Consider the following 18,885-nt stretch of genomic DNA (forward strand, 5'->3'; position numbering starts at 1 on the left):
TTGAGAAAGTTGAATTTTAGGCAGTTGGAGGCAGGGTGTCAAATTTTTAAATCGAACACTGAGCCGAGACTATAATCTTACCATGCAATAAGATTATGGCCGGCAACAGCTTGGCAATCGCAACCCTATCGACCAAAATCCGAGTATTTACCCAACTTCAGACGGCCTTTTGCCCGTACCGCATCAGCGTCATGCCGCCGACCGCTGCCGCACAGCCCGCAACCAGCGAAATATGCAGCGGTTCGCCCAAAAACCACGCCGAAGACAGCACACCGAAAATCGGCACGAGCGTAATATACGCCGCCGCGCTGCCTGCACCCAAAGTCTTCACGCCTTCGAAATACCACGCGTAGGCCAATACCGTCGCGCCGATGACCAGCCACGCCAAGGCTGTCCAGCCTCGCCCATCCATTGCCGCTATCGCCTCAAACGGCATTCCGTCCGTCCACAACGCCACCACCGACAACATCAACGCACCAATGAACGACGTTGCCGTCGTTACCGTCAGCACATCTATCCCACGCAAAACCGCGCGACCAATTAAAGTATAAGCCGCCCAACAAACCACGCAACCGAAAATCAGCCACTCTCCTGCCTTGATGCCGCCCGATAACACTGTCAACGGCTGCCCTTGCGTTACCACCATAATGGCACCGCCGACCGCCAGCAGCATACCCGCCAAAATCTTCACATTTAAACGCTCGCCGAAAAACCAAGTTGCCAACAGCAGTGTCAATACCGGATTCACCGCCACGACTACCGCCGCCTTGCCTGCCGGCATAGTCTGCAAACCCAGCATAAAAAACACCGCATAACCGCACACGCCAACAGAAGCGGCTGCCGTCAAACCCAGCCATTGCCGCGCCGACAAAGCCGCCAAAGTCGCGAACCTGCTGCGCGCAAACAACCAGCCCAACAACAAAACCGAAGCCAAGACAAACCGAACCGCCCCGCCCGTCAGCGGCGGCAGCGACTGCCCCAACATCCGCCCCATCGGCCAAGACGCACCCCACAACACCGCCATTCCCAGCAGTTTCAAATGTACAGAATAACGTTCCATCTTATCCCTTTATCGACAAAGGCCGTCTGAAAACCGGATTTCAAGTTTTCAGACGGCCTTCAATATAGCGACTGCAAACAGATTACTTAGGCTGCCAAGAATCTTTCAGCGTCACCGTGCGGTTAAACACCGGCATGTCTTTGCTGTGGTCTTTGCGGTCGGTTACGAAGTAGCCGATGCGTTCAAACTGCCAACGGCTTTCTGCCGGCAGATCTTTTGCGACAGGTTCGGCGTAGGCAGTGATTTCCTTGATGGATTCTGGATTGAGGAAATCGGTAAACGGCAGATAGTTGCCGTCTTCGCCGCGCACGGCATCAGGACGCTCGACGGTAAAGAGGCGGTCGTACAGGCGGACTTTAATTTCGACGGCGTGTTCGGCAGAAACCCAATGAATCACGCCTTTAACTTTGCGGCCTTCGGGATTTTTGCCCAAGGTATCGTGGTCGATGCTGCATTTGAGTTCAACCACATTGCCTGCCTCGTCTTTTACTACTTCATCACACTTAATCACATAGCCGTGGCGCAAACGCACTTCTCCGCCGGGAACCAGGCGTTTGAAGCCTTTGGGCGGATTTTCGGCAAAGTCGTCGGCTTCGATGTAGATGGTTTGTGAAATAGGTACTTCGCGATCGCCCATTTCTTCGTGGTTCGGATGGAACGCGGCACGGCGGCTTTGGGTTTTGCCGGCTTCAAAGTTGGTCAGGGTCACTTTGAGCGGATTCAAAACCGCCATCAGGCGTGGCGCAGAGTTCTCCAACTCTTCACGAATCGCGCCTTCCAACACGCTCATGTCGACGATGTTTTCAGATTTGGAAATACCGGCGCGTTTGGCAAACAGGCGCAGGCCTTCGGGCGTGTAACCGCGGCGGCGCATACCGGAAATGGTCGGCATACGTGGGTCGTCCCAGCCGGAAACGTGGCCGTCTGAAACCAGTTGGTTCAGCTTGCGTTTGGACGTGATGGAATACAGAAGCTCCAAACGGGAAAACTCGTATTGGCGCGGACGTGTGGCGTGCGGCGCAGGAATGTTGTCCAACACCCAGTCGTACAGCGGACGGTGTGCTTCAAATTCGAGTGTACACAAGGAATGCGTGATGCCTTCGATAGCATCGGAAATGCAGTGCGTGTAGTCGTACATCGGATAGATGCACCATTTGTCGCCGGTGTTGTGGTGATGGGCGCGGCGGATACGGTAGATGACGGGGTCGCGCATATTGATATTGCCTGCCGCCATATCGATTTTCAGGCGCAAGGTTTTGCTGCCGTCGGGGAACTCGCCGTTTTTCATGCGTGTGAACAGGTCGAGGTTTTCTTCAATACTGCGGTCGCGGTAAGGGCTGTTTTTGCCTGCTTCGGTCAGCGTACCGCGGTATTCGCGCATTTCTTCGGGCGTCAAATCATCGACATACGCTTTGCCGTCTTTGATTAAACCGACAGCGTAGTCGTAAAGCTGGTCGAAATAGTTGGAAGCGAAACGTGGCTCGCCCGCCCAATGGAAGCCCAACCATTCGACGTCTTCTTTGATGGCATTGACGTATTCGTCGTTTTCTTTTTCAGGGTTGGTGTCGTCGAAACGCAGGTTGCACAAGCCGTCGTAAATATAAGCCAAACCGAAGTTCAAGCAGATGGATTTGGCGTGGCCGATGTGCAAGTAACCGTTCGGCTCAGGCGGGAAGCGGGTTTGGATGGCTGTATGTTTCCCGCTTTTGAGGTCTTCATCGATGATGGTGCGGATAAAGTGGTTGTCCGCGAATTGGTCTTTATTCAACATAATATTTCTTTGATAGGAAAATGATTTTCTGTTTTCAGACGGCCTGAGCATTCAATCAGGCCGTCTGAAAGGAATGGAATGATGGCTCAATTGTACCCGACTTGGCTACTTTGATACAGGGTCGGCAACCTGCCACGCCACGCCGCGCTCGTTTAGGGTTTTCTGCATGGCGGCGGATGGTGTGCGGTCGGTAAACAGCTTATCGAATGCGCCGATATCGCCCAGTCTGACCAAGGCATTGCTGTTGAATTTGCTGTGATCGACACCAAGATAGCGCACGCGGGCATTGTTCACCATCGCCTGCATGACGCTGACTTCCTTGTAATCGTCATCCAAAAGCGAGCCGTCGTTTTCTATACCGTGGGTACTCATGATGGCATAGTCGACTTTGAATTGGTTGATGAAATCGACGGTCGCCACGCCGGTAATACCGCCATCCAAGGGGCGGACCACGCCGGAAGCGATGATAACCGTGTAGTCGGTACGCGCCGCAGTGATGGAGGCGGCGTAGATATTGTTGGTGATAATCCGCAGGTTTTTACGCTGTCTGACCAACTCGGCGGCGACGGCTTCCATGGTGGTACCGATGCTGATAAACAGCGAGGCATTGTCGGGAATGGTGGAAGCAATCAGACGGGCAATGGCGTTTTTTTCCTGCTGCTGATGGTTGCGCCGCTCCTGCCCTGCCGTTACGACTGAAACATCGCCCAAAGATGCGCCGCCGTGATAGCGTTTGAGCTGTCCGGTCTCACTTAACTCCTGCACATCGCGGCGTATGGTTTGCGGCGTAACATCCAAATTCGCCGCCAACTCTTCCACCGTCATGAAGTTATGTTCGCGGACAAGGGTGAGGATATGTTCGTGTCTTTGGATTTTGGGTTTCATGGCGTTTCGTTTTGTAGGGATAAACCAATGGCCGTCTGAATATTTCAGACGGCCTTTTTCATTGTCAAACCGATTACATCTCGAGTTTCTGTTCCAAGCGTTCCATACACGCGCCTAAGTGGCGGCGCATGACTTTGGTCACACGGTTGCGCTTGCCTGCCAGCAATAAATCGAGGATTTCTCGGTGTTCATGGTGCGAATTGGAATCGATGTTGCGCTTTTCTTTGCGAAGCGGATCGGAAACGGCCACAATCAATGAAGAGCGCGCGCACAAGGTATTCATGATTTCAAACAGGACATCGTTGTCCAGCAGCCGCGCCAATTCGACATGGAAGGCATTGGACAGGCGGTTCCAACCCACGCGGTCGCCGCTTTCGGAGGCTGCGCCCTCTTGCTCAATCATGGCATAAAGCGGTTGCAGACGCGTTTCCAAATCAGGCATATCGATAAGGACGCTCAAAATCATGCTTTCCATTTCGATACGCGTGTTGAACACGTCTTTCATTTCTTTCAAGTCCGGCACATGGACAAATGCGCCGCGGTTGGGCTGCAAATCGACGATTTTATCGTGCGCCAAAAGCGATAATGCGCCACGCACGGTATTGCGGGAGCAAACCATTTGTCGGCAAAGCTCGGACTCGGTCAGTTTTTTGCCCGGCAGCAGCAGATGGTCGGTAATACCGTCCAAAATCAATGCGTACACGCGGAAGAGTTCCGAATCGTGACGTTCTTCCAAAATAAGCGATGAAGTTGCAGGCGCAACGTTGGTATTATTTTCGTAATCCATAATGTTTCCCCAATATCCGTATTAAGGCGCAAGCGTTTACAAACCTGCAGCTTTCGGGGGTGTTTAAAATATAATTAAAAATTGTTGACAATGTTAAACGAAACTTGCACAATGAGATCAACAAGCCAAGTTATAAAGGCTGATAGAGAGAGAGAAAAAGGAATAAAAAGCAAGCAGATATATTCATGTTAATGCGTGAATATATCTGCTTTTTTTGTGCGTAGCCGGTTCACGCTCCGGCACTCCCATCCTGAAACCGCCCTATTCTGTTTCGACGATCTCGAAGCTGTGGCTCATTTTTGCCGCTTTACCCAGCATAATCGATGCGGAGCAATATTTTTCGGCAGACATCTGTACGGCGCGTTCAATCGCGCTTTCTTGCAAATCCCGACCATACACTTTGAAGTGGATATGGATTTCGGTAAACACGCGCGGCGCGGTGTCGGCGCGTTTGGCAGTCACTTCGGCACGGCAGTCGGTAATTTTTTGACGTTGTTTCTCGGCAATCATCACGACATCGATGCTGGAGCAGCCTGCTACACCCAACAACAGCATTTCCATCGGGCTGGGGCCGCGTTTGACTTCGCCTTCAGCCGCCGCGCCTTCCATCACAACGCTGTGTCCGTTTGCCGTTGTACCGACGAAACACATTCCGTCTATCCATTTTGAGGTAACTTGCATGGTGTCTTTTTTATCCGTAAAAGCATTAATCTGACATTGTAAACAATTTCAAGTGATAAACCTAGTCAGGCCGTCTGAAAAATACAATCAATTACAATTGGCCTAAACGCATTATTCGTCCCGATACGCCCAATGATTGACCGGCCCGTGCCCTGCCCCGATGCCCAAAGGATGGGAAATGGCGGCGGCAATATAGTTTTTTGCCGTTTGAACCGCCTCGGGCACGCTAAACCCTTTTGCCAACTCGGCAGTAATGCAGGCCGAAAACGTGCAGCCCGTGCCATGCGTATGCGGCGTTGGGAAACGTTTGCTGTTCAGCTCAATGGTTTCGTATGGCGTAAACAGCCAGTCGGTGCAATATTCGCTTTGGCTGTCGGCAAGATGGCCGCCTTTAATCACCACATTTTTCACACCCCAATCCTGAAGAATTTTGGCGGCGCGTTCCGCATCTTGACGGTTTTCAATATTAATACCCGTCAATGCCTGCGCTTCAGGCAGATTGGGGGTCAATACGTCCGTATGCGGCAGCAGCAGGCGTTTCATGGCTTCGACGGCTGAATTTTCCAACAACGGCGCACCGCCTTTGGCAATCATAACCGGATCCAACACGCGTTTGCCGAAATCGCATTCGGCAGTTTGTTCCGCCACGCATTCGATGATTTCCGCCGTACCCAGCATGCCGATTTTATAGGCGCGGATTTGGAAATCCTCCTGAATCGCAGCAATTTGCGCGGCAATCATGTCGGTCGGTATCGAATGCACTGCCGATACGCCCAAAGTATTTTGTGCGGTAACCGCGGTCAGTACACTGGTACCGAACACGCCGCGCATCTGAAATGTCTTCAAATCCGCCTGTATGCCCGCGCCGCCTCCGGAATCTGAGCCGGCAATCGTCAGCGTTTGAATAAAAAGTTCGTCCATCGTGTCCTCCTGTTTTTCAGACGGCCTTGTGTTTATCGTTGTTGAGAGCAGTTTGGTTTTATCCGCAAACAAAGGCATTCGCCGTCTATTTTTCCGAATGCCTTATCTGTTGTTTTACCAAAAACAAATGTATGTTCTCGGGCGAAATATCTTAACAAACAAAAGGCCATCTGAAAACTATTTTCATTTTCAGACGGCCTGTTCAATTTTAAACCTATTCAGGCTTAATCTTCGTATGCATCAATCGGCAAGCAGGAGCAAACCAGATTGCGGTCGCCATACACTTCATCTACCCGTTTGACGCTCGGCCAGAATTTGTTTTCGCGCACGAAAGGCAGCGGGAAGACGGCTTCTTCGCGGGAGTACGGATGCGCCCATTCGCCGGTTACATCTGCGGCGGTATGCGGAGCGTTGACCAGCGGGTTGTCCTCTTTCGGCCATTCGCCGCGCTCGACTTTCAGCACTTCCTGTTTGATTTGTTTCAGGGCGGCGATGAAGCGGTCGAGTTCGGCTTTGCTTTCGCTCTCGGTCGGCTCGATCATCAGCGTACCGGCAACAGGGAAGGAAACCGTCGGTGCGTGGAAGCCGTAGTCCATCAGGCGTTTGGCGATGTCGGTTTCGGTGATGCCGCTTTCGGCTTTGAGCGGACGCAAGTCGACGATACATTCGTGCGCGACGCGGCCATTTTTGCCTGTATACAGAATCGGATAGTCTTCGCTCAGACGTTTGGCAACGTAGTTGGCGTTGAGCAATGCCCAGCGTGTTGCCTGCTCCATGCCTTGTTTGCCCATCATGGTCAGGTACATCCAAGTAATCGGCAGGATGGACGCAGAACCGAAGGCCGCAGCAGCAACGGCGGTTTGGTCGGCACTGGCGCTGTGGATGTCGGTCAAAGCATGTCCCGGTGCAAACGGGGCAAGGTGGGCTTTCAAACCGATAGGGCCGACGCCCGGACCGCCGCCGCCGTGAGGGATACAGAAGGTTTTGTGCAGGTTCATGTGCAACACGTCCGCGCCGACTTCGGCAGGCTGCATGATGCCGATTTGGGCGTTGAGGTTGGCGCCGTCCATGTAAACCTGTCCGCCGTTTTCATGGATGATGCGGCAGATGTCGCGGATGCCTTCTTCATACACGCCGTGGGTGGACGGGTAAGTAATCATGATGGCGGACAAAGCGTCGCGGTATTGCTCGGCTTTGGCTTTCAAATCGTCGATGTTGACGTTTCCGTGTTCGTCGGTATCGACAACGACGACTTTCAAACCCAGCATAGCGGCAGTCGCAGGGTTGGTGCCGTGGGCGGATTTGGGAATCAGGCAGATGTTGCGGTGTCCCTCGCCGTTGGCTTCTTGATAGCGGCGGATGGAGAGCATGCCACTGTATTCGCCCTGCGCGCCGGAGTTGGGCTGGAAGGAAATCGCGTCAAAGCCGGTGATGGCTTTCAGGCTGTTTTCCATATCGGTCAAAAGCGCGTAGTAGCCTGTGGCTTGGTCTTTGGGGGCATAGGGGTGGATGTCGGTGAACTCTGCCCAAGTAATCGGCAACATTTCCGCAGTCGCATTGAGCTTCATGGTGCAGCTACCGAGCGAAATCATGCTGCGGTTCATCGCCAAGTCGCGGTCTTCGAGTTTCTTCAGATAGCGCAGCATTTCGTGTTCGGTGTGGTAACGGTTGAATACGGGATGTTGCAGAATGTCGTCTTGACGCAGCAATTCGGCATTCAGACGGCCTTTGACGTCATCGGCAAATGCGAACGTATCCTTGCCGGTAAACGCGCGGTACAAATCAACCAAATCTTCGTATGCCGATGTTTCATGGAATGCAGCCGCAACTTGAGTATCGTTGACGCGGCGCAGGTTGTAACCCGACTCCAAAGCAGCGGCAAACACTTGGTCTGCTTTCTCTTTGCTGCCGAAATCAACGGTAACGGTATCGAAGAAGACTTTGTGAACCACATTCAGGCCGTCTGAAACCAGCGCATCGGCAAAGGCAGAAGCCAGCGCATGAATGCGGTTGGCAATGCGTTTCACGCCTTCCGGGCCGTGGTAAACGGCATACATACCGGCCAAGTTCGCCAGCAATGCCTGTGCGGTACAAATATTGGATGTCGCTTTTTCGCGGCGGATATGTTGCTCGCGGGTGGACAACGCCATGCGCAGCGCGGGTTTGCCTGATGCGTCTTTGGATACGCCGATGATGCGGCCTGGGGCGGAACGTTTGAACTCGTCTTTAAACGCGAAATAAGCAGCGTGCGGACCACCGAAGCCCATTGGCACGCCGAAGCGTTGGGTGTTGCCCAAAGCAATATCTGCGCCCAGTTCAGCCGGAGACTTCAGCAAAACCAAGCTCATGATGTCGGCGGCAACGGCCACGATTGTGCCTTTTGCTTTCAGACGACCGATAACATCCTGCAAATCTTGTACGTCGCCGTCTTTACCGACGTATTGGAACAGCGCGCCGAAGTATTCGCCGTCATCAGCTTGGGCAAAATCTCCAACCACCAGTTCAAAACCGAAATATTTGGCGCGGGTTTTCATCACGTCCAAAGTTTGCGGATACACGCGCGCATCCACAAAGAAACGCTCGGATTTCACTTTGCCCACGCGGTGCGCCATCGCCATCGCTTCAGCAGCGGCAGTTGCCTCGTCCAGCAAAGACGCGCCTGCCACAGGGAAACCGGTCAAATCGATACACACTTGTTGGAAGTTCAACAAAGCTTCCAAACGACCTTGGGCAATTTCCGCTTGATACGGGGTGTAGGCAGTGTACCAACCCGGATTTTCCAATACGTTGCGCAAAATCACGTTCGGCACGCGGGTCGGGTAATAGCCCAAACCGATATAGGATTTGTTGATCACGTTTTTCGACGCGATGCCTTTCAATTTCGCCAACGCGTCCGCCTCGGTCAAAGCTTCGGGCAAATCGAGTTCGGACGGCATACGGATGCTTTGCGGCACGGTATTGCCGACAAAATCGTCCATGCTCTTCTCGCCGAGCGCTTCCAAAAGCGCAGCCTCGTCGCCAAAGCTCAAATGGCGCACGGCAAATTCGTTCGGGTTGAACAATTCAGATAGTTTCATTTCTACTCCTTCGGTGTTATCGATATCAACACTGTTTTTTCTTGCAGATGTTGTTTCAGACGGCCTCCGCCCACTTTGGACGACATGCCAATATTTCCCTATAAACCGGACAGGTTTCCACATGCGCGCCGGGCAGGTAGCCGGTACTCATCAGAAATTCGCCGACGATTTCGCCGCCGACAAATTTGAAATGTTTTTTAAACAGCTTCACCCATTCAGCCTTGTCGAGCGGATGGTGTGTATCCAACCAGTTTTTGAATGAGCCGTATTCTTGCCGTATTTGCTTGATTTGTCGCGCGTTATAAATGGCTGCGTTGATTTTCAGGCGGTTGCGGACGATGCCTGCATCGGCAAGCAGCCGCTCAATTTCGGCTTCGTCAAATGCGGCGACCGTATCGATGTCGAAACCTTTAAATGCCGTCTGAAATGCCCGTTGCTTCTTCAGCATCAGCGTCCAGCTCAATCCTGCCTGATTGATTTCCAACACCAGCCGCTCAAACAATTCATTGTCATCCTCAATCGGAAAACCGTATTGCGTGTCGTGATAATGTTGGTTGGGGTTGTCCGTATCGTCGGGAAGAGTGGCGACAAATTCGCAGTAATTCATGTTTGTTGAGGGAAAATTGAAACAAAGGCCGTCTGAAAGCATTTTTCAGACGACCTAAGACCTGCAATATCAAACAGGCACAAAACCTGTTTGGATGTTTGCAAAAATCAAGCTACTTCGCCTGCGTATTGTTCGGCAGTCAACAGACCGTCGTAATCGGCAGGGTTGGCAGGTTTGATTTTGAAGAACCAGCCTGCGCCGTAAGGATCGCTGTTGGCAGTTTCCGGAGCGCTTGGCAAATCTTCGTTGACGGCAACGACTTCGCCTGCAATCGGCGCGTACACGTCGGACGCGGCTTTTACAGACTCAACCACACCGGCTTGCTCTTCGGCAGCCAGGTTTGCGCCGACTTCAGGCAGCTCGACAAACACGATGTCGCCCAACAGCTCTTGCGCGTGATGGGTAATGCCGACAGTGATGGTACCGTCTTCTTCAAGGCGCAGCCATTCGTGGCTGGCAACGTATTTCAGTTCTGCTGGGATGTTGCTCATGGTTTGATACTCCATTGATAGGGGGTTATTTTCAGACGGCATCTTCATGAATCAATATCCACAGATGCCTTGTTCAATGCTTTCTACAAACGTCCGTATTAGACGACAATTAAAACCTGCTTTCAGACGGCCCTTAACAAATAAGGCCGTCTGAACCGATATTAATCAAACTGTTTTTGACCATTACGCACAAACGGCAGCTTCAATACGCGTACATCCACTTCTTTGCCGCGCATCAGTACTTTGGCAGTATCGCCGTCAAAGTCTTTCGGTACGCGCGCGATGGCGATGGATTGCTTCAGGCTTGGCGAGAATACGCCGCTGGTGGTTTCGCCTTTGCCTTTGTCGGTCAACACTTCCATATGCGCGCGCAGGATGCCGCCTTTTTCGAGCAACAGGCCGACCTGTTTCACGGTAACGCCTTTTTCTTTCAATGCCAGCAAGGCGGCTTTACCGACGAAGTCGCGGCTTTCGTCTTTTAAGTCAACGGTCCAACCCATGCCTGCTTCGAGCGGGCTGGTATTGTCGTCCATATCGTTGCCGTAGAGGTTCATACCGGCTTCCATGCGCAGGGTGTCGCGTGCGCCGAGGCCGCAAGGCTGTACGCCTGCTGCTTGCAGGGCTTTGAAGAATGCGACGGCTTCAGTGCCGGGCAGGATGACTTCGACGCCGTCTTCGCCGGTATAGCCGGTGCGGGCGACAAACCAGTCATTGCCCAAGTCTGCACCTTGGAACGGTTTGAGGCCGTGAATAACGTCTGCCCATTCAGGTTTGACGGTCAGGAGTTTTTCGATGGCTTTCGGGCCTTGTACGGCGAGCATGCCGAGGTCGTAGCGAGGATTGAAGGCAACGCCGAACTCTTGTCCGACTTTGTGGAATTGCGCCGTGTCTTTTTCACGGGTCGCGCCGTTGGACACGATGCGGTATTGTGTTTCGGCTTCGTTGGTGCGGTAAACGATCAAGTCGTCAATCACGCCGCCGTTGTCGTTGAGCAAAGCGGAATAAAGGGCTTTGCCGACAAAAGCGAGTTTGGCGACATCGTTGGCAATCAATTTGCGGAAAAAGGCTTTGGCATTTGCGCCTGCTACGTCGGTAACGAGCATATGGGATACGTCAAACATACCGGCGTCGGTGCGCACGGCTTCGTGTTCGGCGATTTGTGAACCATAATGGATGGGCAGCTCCCAGCCGGCAAAATCTACCAGCTTCGCGCCTGCATCTTGATGGGCTTGATGAAATGGGGTGGTTTTCAGAGCAGTCATTCTCAAGTTTCTCCGGATTTTTTGTTCAGATGCCGCCCGCGCACCTATGCGCGGATGACCCTATCTGTCCTTGAACCTGAGATTTTCGGCCGTATCCGCATGATGGCAAACCAGTCTGCTCACTGCTTTGCGCGGTTGTCTGAATGGTGGTTCAGACGGCCTTCTCCCCTTCGGTGGACGTTATTCAAACGCCGCTCTCCAGATTGTTTGTTTCAATGTGCAGTCCCTGATACCTGAGCGATTTAAGGGTGTCTGCGCCTTCGGTGGTTACATTGTAGTTGGGTGTAACACTCTCCTGCACATTTCCCGATTATGTCTTGAATCGGCAGTTTGGGCAAGTAGCCGACGAATATTTATGATGTGAATATCCGTCTTTTTATTGGGGAGGCAAAACTTGAGCCTTTATAAAATTGTTAGCTATGCGGCAAATGTTTTTGCAAAAGTCTCAGGCCGTCTGAAGCCCTTACCCGTTTTTCCTATATAATTCTGTTTTTTCGATTTATCTGCGTCCATCATGAACCGCCTCAAACGCATCAAAACCATCCTCTGCACGCTCTACCGCTACCGCCTTACCGAGCTGATTGCCTCGCTGGTCCGTCCGGGTTGGGCGCGGACTTTCCTCAATATGCTGCCGCAGTCGTCCAAGTTCAAACACGAAATGCCTGCCGTGCGCCTGCGTTTGGCGTTGGAAAGCCTGGGGCCGATTTTCATCAAATTCGGGCAGGTATTGTCCACGCGTCCCGATTTGATTCCGCACGATTACGCGGTCGAACTGGCAAGGCTGCAAGACAAAGTGCCGCCGTTTGACGCGCAACTTTCACGCTCGCAAATCGAAAAATCACTGGGACAATCCATCGACACTTTATACGCGGAATTTGAAACAGAGCCTGTCGCCAGCGCGTCCATCGCCCAAGTACACAAAGCCCACCTGCATTCGGGCGAACAGGTCGCCGTGAAAGTCTTGCGCCCCAACCTTTTGCCCGTTATCGAACAGGATTTGTCGCTGATGCGCTTTGGTGCAGGCTGGGTGGAGCGTTTGTTTTCAGACGGCAAGCGTTTGAAGCCGCGCGAAGTAGTGGCCGAATTTGACAAATACCTGCACGACGAATTGGACTTGATGCGCGAAGCCGCCAATGCCAGCCAGCTCGGTCGCAATTTCCAAAACAGCGATATGCTGATTGTGCCGAAGGTGTTTTACGACTACTGCACCAGCGACGTGCTGACCATCGAATGGATGGACGGCACTCCGGTATCCGATATTGCCAAACTCAAAGCCGACGGCATTGATTTGCACAAACTTGCCGATTACGGCGTGGAAATCTTCTTCACGCAAGTTTTCCGCGACGGCTTTTTCCATGCGGATATGCACCCCGGCAATATTTTGGTCGCCGCCGACAACCGCTACATTGCCCTCGATTTCGGCATCGTCGGCACGCTGACCGACTACGACAAACGCTATCTCGCCATCAACTTCCTCGCATTCTTCAACCGCGATTACCACCGCGTCGCTACCGCCCACATCGAATCGGGCTGGGTGCCTGCCGACACGCGCGCGGAAGAATTGGAAGCGGCTGTCCGCGCCGTGTGCGAACCGGTGTTCAACAAACCGATTTCGCAAATTTCCTTCGGCTTGGTACTGATGCGCCTGTTTGAAGTCAGCCGTCGCTTCAATGTCGAAATCCAACCGCAGCTGGTATTGCTGCAAAAAACGCTGCTCAACATCGAAGGCTTAGGCCGCCAACTCGATCCCGATTTGGACTTGTGGAAAACCGCCAAACCGTTTTTGGTGCGTTGGATGAACGAACAGGTCGGCCCCAAAGCCCTTTGGCGCAACCTCAAAAACGAAGCTCCCGACTGGGCGCAAATCATCCCTTCCCTGCCGCGCAAAATCAGTGCGTTGGTTGATGAAAACCGCCAACAGGAAATGCGCGATGCCTATGTGCATCTGGTCAAAGTACAGCAACGCCAAAGCCTGTGGTTGGCTGTGATTGCGGTTGTTTTGCTACTGATTTTGCTGTTTAAGTAAACCGTAATACAGCTTTAAACGGCATATAAAAGGCCGTCTGAAATTTAGTTTTCAGACGGCCTTTTATATGCCTATCTATTCTTTTTTCTCATGCGGAACATGTCCGCTTTCGGCTTCGATATGCCGTCTGAAGCGCAGACCTGCGGCGTGATAAAACGGATGCGGCGAGAATTGGCGCGAGACTTGCGAAGCGAAGATGCAAGTCAGCAACATCCAAAACAACAAATTCTGTCCGCCCGTCATTTCCATTACCACTACGGCAGCGGTCAACGGCGATTGGGTTGCGGCGGCAAGGAACGCGGCCATGCAGAGCAAAACCGCGACATTGGACGCGTCGCCCAGTTGCGCGAAAGAAGCCATGTGTTCGCCTATCATCGCACCAATGGTTAAAGACGGCGTGAAGATACCGCCGGGAATGCCTGCCCAGTAGCTGAACACGGTCGCCGCCCATTTTGCGGCAGCCAAGCCGAACGGCGCTTCATATGCGCCTTTAAGAGCGGCTGCGGCTTCGTGATAACCCGTACCATAGGTTTTACCTTGATAAAACGTACCGAGCAACGCCAACAAGATACCCATTACAAAAGCGACCACCAACAAATGACGGCGGATGAAACTGCGCCAGCGTACCGGTGCGAATGCCGCCGCGCCGCGATACAAAAAGCTGCCGAACAATCCGCCAGCCACGCCGCAGACGATGCCCGACACCGCGGCCCACATCAGCATGTTTGGCAGCTCATGCCCTTGAAACCCTGAAAAATACGGGTTGTTGCCCTGTATCGCCACTTGAATGAAACCGGCTGCCAACACGCCCATCAGGATTTGGCGTTCCCAACGCAAAATCACGCCGCGCCCCAATTCTTCGATGGCAAACACCACGCCGGCCAAAGGTGCGTTAAACGCCGCTGCCAAACCGCCGGCCGCACCTGCGGCAATCAAATCGTTTTCCTGCATGCCCCTAAACGCCAGCCCGTGCTTTTTACACCAGGCGCCCCAAGCGTTCATGACCGCCGCACCCACTTGTACAGACGGCCCTTCCCTGCCGATCGATGCCCCCAAAATCATGCCCAAAAACGTCAGCGGAATTTTAAAAAAGGTTTCGCCCAGACGAATCAGACGGGTTTTCTGCGCGCCATACGGCAAAGACAACGAAGCGATGACTTGCGGAATACCGCTGCCGGAAGTGTACGGCGCAAATTTGCGCGTAAACCACGCCAAAAGCGGCAAACCCAGCGGCAAGGCCACCCACGCAAACCATGGATATTTTCCCACCAACAAAGCGTTCCATTCCAAAGCCAAATCCGCCAAGTACGCAAACATCAAAGCCGTCAGGGCAACCAGTGCCGATCCTGCCAGCAAAAACAGAAAGGCAATGCTCTTTTTCGACAGGCGTTTGGTTTGGCGGATTTTGTGGGCGAGGCGCGCCGCCCAAGTCTGTGGAAATTTCATAATAGGCACGCAGTCAATGTGTTCAGACGGCCTTGATACTTTTCTCAAAGGCCGTCTGAAAACAAGGATAAAGGTTTTTAAGAACGGTAATCCGCGTTAATCGACACATACTCGTGCGACAAATCGCAGGTATAGACGGCCGCCGTCGTATCGCCGCGTTGCAAATCGATGCGGACGGTAATTTCCGGACGATTCATCACGGCTTGTCCTGCTTCTTCGGTATAGCTTTCCGCACGGCCGCCGTTTTCAGCCACCAACACGTCATCCAGCCACATTTTCAAAGCATCGACGTCCAAGTCTTCAATACCGGCATAGCCGACGGCTGCCAACAGACGGCCCAAATTCGGGTCGGAGGCAAAGAAAGCAGTTTTTACCAAAGGCGAATGGGCGACGGCATAAGCCACTTTGCGCGCCTCTTCGCGGGTTTTCGCGTTTTGTACTTCAACCGTGATGAACTTGGTCGCGCCCTCGCCATCACGGACAATCGCCTGCGCCAATTCCAAAGCCAGCGAACCGAGCAATGCTTTGAGCTGCGCATAGCGCGGATCGGCGGTATTGTCGATTTCGCTCTGACCGCAACGGCCTGTCGCCATAATCACGAAGCTGTCGTTGGTGCTGGTGTCGCCGTCCACGGTAATCGTATTGAAACTTTCGTCTGCGATTTCTTGGGTCATCAGCTGCAAAATCGGTTGGGACACTTTGGCATCAGTGGCGATAAACGACAACATGGTCGCCATATTCGGATGAATCATGCCCGAGCCTTTGGAGATGCCGGTGGCGCGGACTGTGTGTTTTTCGCCGACCAAGCCTGTGCGTGAAGCGGCTTTCGGCACAGTATCCGTCGTCATGATGGCACGCGCCGCGTCCGACCAGAATGCAGGGCGCACTTGCGGCAAAGCGGCCACGATTTTATCCACAGGCAGCGGCTCCAAAATCACGCCGGTCGAAAACGGCATAATCTGATTGGATTGGCAGCCGACCTGCTCTGCCACCGCCGCGCACACTTTAATCGCGTCCAGACGGCCTTGTGCGCCGGTACCCGCATTGGCATTGCCCGTATTGATGACTAAGGCACACACGCCGTCTTGGTCAAACAGATGCGACTTGGCGATATGCACCGGTGCGGCGCAGAACCGGTTTTGCGTAAACACCGCGCCCACCGTATGTCCGCCGCCCAACACCATCAGCGTCAAATCGTCGCGGTCTTGTTGCTTGATGCCGGCACGACCTGTAAACAGACGGATACCGTCGATTTCCAACAATTCGTCTGCACGTTTTTCAGTCAAATTTACAGCCATATCATTTTCTCCTGTTTACACTATTTTCAGACGGCCTAAACGCTATACGCCCAATAAGGGAATCAAGATAGGCACCAATACCGCCGTCAACACGCCGTTGAGCGTCAAGCCCAAGCCGGCATAGGCGGCCATACGGCGGCCGTATTCCAAAGACGCCGCAATACCCATCGCATGCGAGGCCGTACCCAAAGACATTCCCACTGAAGAAGGCATATACAACGCCCCTTTCAACACTTTATATCCGGCCATCTGGCCAAAAAGTCCGGCAATAATCACCGTTGCCGCCGTAATCGCCGGAATACCGCCGACCGATGCCGTGATTTCAATCGCAATCGGGTTGGTCACGGATTTGGAAGCCAGCGACAAAATCACTTCGCGCGAAGCGCCCAGCCATTTGGCAAAATACACGCCTGTAACAATGCCCGTCACGCTGCCCGCCAACTGCGACAACACCACCGGCAACCACTGGCTGCGGATACGGTCCCAATTTCGATAAAGCGGCACGGCCAGCAACACGACTGCCGGTTTCAACCAAAAATCGATAAACTGCGCCGCGTCGTGATACAGCTCGTAATCGATGGCAAATACCTTCAAATACCCCATCAACACCAGCGTACTGATCAATACCGGATTACACAGCACATTCCCCGTGCGCGCCCGAATCTGCACTGCCAAAGCATATACGGCCAAAGTCAGGAACAGCATGACCGAGGGCATGCGCAACAGCCCGTCTATGTTCATCACATCCACCTCCTGACCCACTCATGCACTTTGCCGGTCACCAACAATACGCAGATCGTACTGCCGATTGTGGCCGTCAGAATCGAAAACCAGTCGTTTGCAATCACATCCAAATAGCTGATGACGGCCACGCAAGGCGGCACCAAAAACAAAGTCAGGTTTGCCATCAAAATGTCCGCCAGTTCCCCCACCCAAGACAATTTGACCCAGCCTGCCTGAAGCGCGGCAAACAGCAAAGCCATGCCGACAATACTGCCCGGCAGCTTCAACCCCAAAATCCAAACGGTTGCCTCGCCCAAAGCCAAGCAACCCAATACCACCAATAAGGCACGAATAATATTCATTAAGCCGGTTTCTCCTTATCCTTTTTCAGACGGCCTCAAAAAATTTATTAATCATTGAATCATATCGTGCCACAGGCCGTCTGAAAAGGGAAGAAACGCCTTCCTTCAAGTTTAATGAAAGATAAGCATGATTACTCTAACGGATTGGCTTAGGCAATGTTGAAACCCCTACCCTGCTTTTTGTCTTTAACGGCCACTGCAAACCGGGCATTCGGGATTGTGTCTTACCCCGTATTGCTGCCACTTTCCGCTCAACGCGTTATAGGTAGAAAGTTTGCCGTGCGACGGCGTACCGATACCGGTCAGCACTTTGAGCGCTTCGGCGGCTTGGGTCGTTCCGATAATGCCGACCAATGGCGAAAAAACGCCAAACAATGCACAAGTGCCGTCGCTGGCTTGTTCTCCGTCAAACAGGCAGGCATAGCAGGGCGTATCGGGAAGATCGGGACGGTACACGGCAATTTGTCCATCAAAGCCGACGGCTGCAGCTGAAACCAAAGGCGTGCGCGTGGCAACGGCGGCGCGGTTGACCGCTTGGCGCGTGGGATAATTGTCGGAACAATCGAGGATGATGTCCGCGGCGTTTGCCAATTCGACAAGCCTGGCTTCATCGAGAAATTCGGCAATGGCTGTAATGTGTGTTTGGCTGTTGATCTGTTTCAGACGGCCTTGCATGACCAAAGCCTTGTTTTTGCCGATGTCGGCTTCGGTAAACGTGATTTGGCGTTGAAGGTTGGTCTCGTCGATGGTATCGGCATCGGCAATCGTCAGGCGGCCGATACCGGCGGCGGCAAGATACGGCAAGGCCGCCGCACCCAACCCGCCGCAACCGACAACGAGCACATGGGCGGCTAAAAGTTTTTCTTGGCCTTCGATACCGATTTCGTCAAGCAGGATATGGCGGCTGAACCGCAGGAGTTGTTGATCGTTCATCATAACAATAAGGCCGTCTGAAACCCAACGTTCAGACGGCCTGAGTGGTTTAGAAATTAATATTTTCGTAGGCGTTGTCAAACAGGAAAGGACGGCCTTCGCTGCTGGTTTCGGATTCAAGGCGGATGCCGCTGAGCATCATATTGCGGTCAACGTCTTTCATCATGTCGTAAACGCTCAAGAGCGCCAAATTGAGGCCGGTCAGGGCTTCGGTGGCAATGCTGCCGTTGCTGTGCGCTTGGACGGTCAATGTGGCTTTCAGGCAGGCCAGCTCGACGTTAATATCGAAATCAACCTGCACGCCGATGATGCGGCCGGGCAGGTGCAGCGGAATCAGGTTGCCGCTTTGTTTGATGTTTTGAATGGCGGCAACGCGGGCGATGGTCAGGATACTTGCCTTTTCGGTGGCATTCTCTATCAACACCCGTATCGCCTGCTGGCTCATGTTAACGGTGCCGACGGCGACGGCGGTGTGTTGTTCAGGAAAATCGGGCTGGTTGGGAAATTCAATCATGGTTTTCTCGCCTCTGTTTTGACAGCCAATATTTTACGGCA

General features: G+C 53.0%; 17 protein-coding genes and 1 riboswitch. Of the genes, 1 reads left to right on the plus strand and 16 read right to left on the minus strand.

What is annotated here, in order from left to right; genetic code table 11:
• Positions 1-157 precede the first annotated feature (157 nt).
• The 10 genes from HMPREF2952_RS07355 to gcvT all read right to left on the minus strand — a co-directional run bounded on the left by HMPREF2952_RS07355 (position 158) and on the right by gcvT (position 11,542).
• On the minus strand, positions 158-1,060 hold the full coding sequence (locus HMPREF2952_RS07355) for a DMT family transporter (RefSeq protein WP_004519553.1): 903 nt from the start codon (positions 1,058-1,060) through the stop codon (positions 158-160).
• A gap of 82 nt (positions 1,061-1,142) precedes the next feature.
• Complete coding sequence (locus HMPREF2952_RS07360) at positions 1,143-2,831, minus strand: glutamine--tRNA ligase/YqeY domain fusion protein (RefSeq protein ID WP_004519552.1); 1,689 nt, start codon at positions 2,829-2,831, stop codon at positions 1,143-1,145.
• Between the two features lie 105 nt (positions 2,832-2,936).
• Complete coding sequence (locus HMPREF2952_RS07365) at positions 2,937-3,716, minus strand: DeoR/GlpR family DNA-binding transcription regulator (RefSeq protein ID WP_004519551.1); 780 nt, start codon at positions 3,714-3,716, stop codon at positions 2,937-2,939.
• Between the two features lie 73 nt (positions 3,717-3,789).
• On the minus strand, positions 3,790-4,503 hold the full coding sequence (locus HMPREF2952_RS07370) for a GntR family transcriptional regulator (protein ID WP_004519550.1): 714 nt from the start codon (positions 4,501-4,503) through the stop codon (positions 3,790-3,792).
• A gap of 261 nt (positions 4,504-4,764) precedes the next feature.
• Positions 4,765-5,184: an OsmC family protein gene (locus HMPREF2952_RS07375; RefSeq protein WP_003679886.1), complete on the minus strand. Its 420-nt coding sequence runs from the start codon at positions 5,182-5,184 to the stop codon at positions 4,765-4,767.
• Positions 5,185-5,295: 111 nt separating this feature from the next.
• Positions 5,296-6,105 carry a bifunctional hydroxymethylpyrimidine kinase/phosphomethylpyrimidine kinase gene (gene thiD / locus HMPREF2952_RS07380; protein WP_039862072.1) on the minus strand — a complete coding sequence of 270 codons (810 nt, stop codon included), beginning with the start codon at positions 6,103-6,105 and terminating at the stop codon, positions 5,296-5,298.
• 224 nt (positions 6,106-6,329) lie between these two features.
• The gene (gene gcvP, locus HMPREF2952_RS07385; protein WP_004519547.1) at positions 6,330-9,182 is read right to left on the minus strand and encodes an aminomethyl-transferring glycine dehydrogenase; all 2,853 of its coding nucleotides are present in this window, start codon (positions 9,180-9,182) and stop codon (positions 6,330-6,332) included.
• A 55-nt stretch (positions 9,183-9,237) separates the two neighbouring features.
• Positions 9,238-9,789, minus strand: coding sequence for a DNA-3-methyladenine glycosylase I (locus tag HMPREF2952_RS07390; protein ID WP_049336411.1), 552 nt, complete (start codon positions 9,787-9,789; stop codon positions 9,238-9,240).
• Between the two features lie 107 nt (positions 9,790-9,896).
• Complete coding sequence (gcvH, locus tag HMPREF2952_RS07395; RefSeq protein WP_036492952.1) at positions 9,897-10,295, minus strand: glycine cleavage system protein GcvH; 399 nt, start codon at positions 10,293-10,295, stop codon at positions 9,897-9,899.
• Between the two features lie 146 nt (positions 10,296-10,441).
• The gene (gcvT, locus tag HMPREF2952_RS07400; protein ID WP_004519543.1) at positions 10,442-11,542 is read right to left on the minus strand and encodes a glycine cleavage system aminomethyltransferase GcvT; all 1,101 of its coding nucleotides are present in this window, start codon (positions 11,540-11,542) and stop codon (positions 10,442-10,444) included.
• A gap of 210 nt (positions 11,543-11,752) precedes the next feature.
• A riboswitch (glycine riboswitch) is annotated at positions 11,753-11,850 on the minus strand.
• 206 nt (positions 11,851-12,056) lie between these two features.
• On the opposite strand from gcvT, the gene ubiB reads away from it, so the two are divergent.
• A complete protein-coding gene (gene ubiB / locus HMPREF2952_RS07405; protein ID WP_049336409.1) occupies positions 12,057-13,568 on the plus strand; it encodes a ubiquinone biosynthesis regulatory protein kinase UbiB in 1,512 nt (503 codons plus the stop codon).
• A 75-nt stretch (positions 13,569-13,643) separates the two neighbouring features.
• Here ubiB and HMPREF2952_RS07410 read toward each other — a convergent pair whose 3' ends face one another.
• From HMPREF2952_RS07410 to HMPREF2952_RS07435, 6 genes are all read right to left on the minus strand, one after another.
• Positions 13,644-15,014, minus strand: a complete 1,371-nt coding sequence (locus HMPREF2952_RS07410; RefSeq protein WP_004519541.1) for a chloride channel protein — start codon at positions 15,012-15,014, stop codon at positions 13,644-13,646.
• A 77-nt stretch (positions 15,015-15,091) separates the two neighbouring features.
• Positions 15,092-16,312 (minus strand): bifunctional glutamate N-acetyltransferase/amino-acid acetyltransferase ArgJ, encoded by a 1,221-nt coding sequence (gene argJ, locus HMPREF2952_RS07415; protein WP_004519540.1) that lies wholly within the window; start codon positions 16,310-16,312, stop codon positions 15,092-15,094.
• 42 nt (positions 16,313-16,354) lie between these two features.
• Positions 16,355-17,047, minus strand: coding sequence for an LrgB family protein (locus tag HMPREF2952_RS07420; protein WP_094192848.1), 693 nt, complete (start codon positions 17,045-17,047; stop codon positions 16,355-16,357).
• Positions 17,048-17,052: 5 nt separating this feature from the next.
• Positions 17,053-17,397 (minus strand): CidA/LrgA family protein, encoded by a 345-nt coding sequence (locus tag HMPREF2952_RS07425; protein WP_049343552.1) that lies wholly within the window; start codon positions 17,395-17,397, stop codon positions 17,053-17,055.
• A 186-nt stretch (positions 17,398-17,583) separates the two neighbouring features.
• Positions 17,584-18,330 carry a HesA/MoeB/ThiF family protein gene (locus HMPREF2952_RS07430; RefSeq protein ID WP_199900440.1) on the minus strand — a complete coding sequence of 249 codons (747 nt, stop codon included), beginning with the start codon at positions 18,328-18,330 and terminating at the stop codon, positions 17,584-17,586.
• 49 nt (positions 18,331-18,379) lie between these two features.
• The gene (locus tag HMPREF2952_RS07435; RefSeq protein WP_070625157.1) at positions 18,380-18,844 is read right to left on the minus strand and encodes a cyclic pyranopterin monophosphate synthase MoaC; all 465 of its coding nucleotides are present in this window, start codon (positions 18,842-18,844) and stop codon (positions 18,380-18,382) included.
• Positions 18,845-18,885 lie beyond the last annotated feature (41 nt).

It is taken from the genome of Neisseria sp. HMSC068C12 (genome assembly GCF_001814095.1).
In the GTDB taxonomy this organism is placed as follows: Bacteria; Pseudomonadota; Gammaproteobacteria; order Burkholderiales; family Neisseriaceae; genus Neisseria; species Neisseria perflava.

Bases quoted from the DNA above. Each gene is read 5' to 3' on its own strand.
- HMPREF2952_RS07355 (WP_004519553.1), bottom strand. From the start codon at position 1,060: ATGGAACGTTATTCTGTACATTTGAAACTGCTGGGAATGGCGGTGTTG.
- HMPREF2952_RS07360 (WP_004519552.1), bottom strand. From the start codon at position 2,831: ATGTTGAATAAAGACCAATTCGCGGACAACCACTTTATCCGCACCATC.
- HMPREF2952_RS07365 (WP_004519551.1), bottom strand. From the start codon at position 3,716: ATGAAACCCAAAATCCAAAGACACGAACATATCCTCACCCTTGTCCGC.
- HMPREF2952_RS07370 (WP_004519550.1), bottom strand. From the start codon at position 4,503: ATGGATTACGAAAATAATACCAACGTTGCGCCTGCAACTTCATCGCTT.
- HMPREF2952_RS07375 (WP_003679886.1), bottom strand. From the start codon at position 5,184: ATGCAAGTTACCTCAAAATGGATAGACGGAATGTGTTTCGTCGGTACA.
- thiD (WP_039862072.1), bottom strand. From the start codon at position 6,105: ATGGACGAACTTTTTATTCAAACGCTGACGATTGCCGGCTCAGATTCC.
- gcvP (WP_004519547.1), bottom strand. From the start codon at position 9,182: ATGAAACTATCTGAATTGTTCAACCCGAACGAATTTGCCGTGCGCCAT.
- HMPREF2952_RS07390 (WP_049336411.1), bottom strand. From the start codon at position 9,789: ATGAATTACTGCGAATTTGTCGCCACTCTTCCCGACGATACGGACAAC.
- gcvH (WP_036492952.1), bottom strand. From the start codon at position 10,295: ATGGAGTATCAAACCATGAGCAACATCCCAGCAGAACTGAAATACGTT.
- gcvT (WP_004519543.1), bottom strand. From the start codon at position 11,542: ATGACTGCTCTGAAAACCACCCCATTTCATCAAGCCCATCAAGATGCA.
- ubiB (WP_049336409.1), top strand. From the start codon at position 12,057: ATGAACCGCCTCAAACGCATCAAAACCATCCTCTGCACGCTCTACCGC.
- HMPREF2952_RS07410 (WP_004519541.1), bottom strand. From the start codon at position 15,014: ATGAAATTTCCACAGACTTGGGCGGCGCGCCTCGCCCACAAAATCCGC.
- argJ (WP_004519540.1), bottom strand. From the start codon at position 16,312: ATGGCTGTAAATTTGACTGAAAAACGTGCAGACGAATTGTTGGAAATC.
- HMPREF2952_RS07425 (WP_049343552.1), bottom strand. From the start codon at position 17,397: ATGAATATTATTCGTGCCTTATTGGTGGTATTGGGTTGCTTGGCTTTG.
- HMPREF2952_RS07430 (WP_199900440.1), bottom strand. From the start codon at position 18,330: ATGAACGATCAACAACTCCTGCGGTTCAGCCGCCATATCCTGCTTGAC.
- HMPREF2952_RS07435 (WP_070625157.1), bottom strand. From the start codon at position 18,844: ATGATTGAATTTCCCAACCAGCCCGATTTTCCTGAACAACACACCGCC.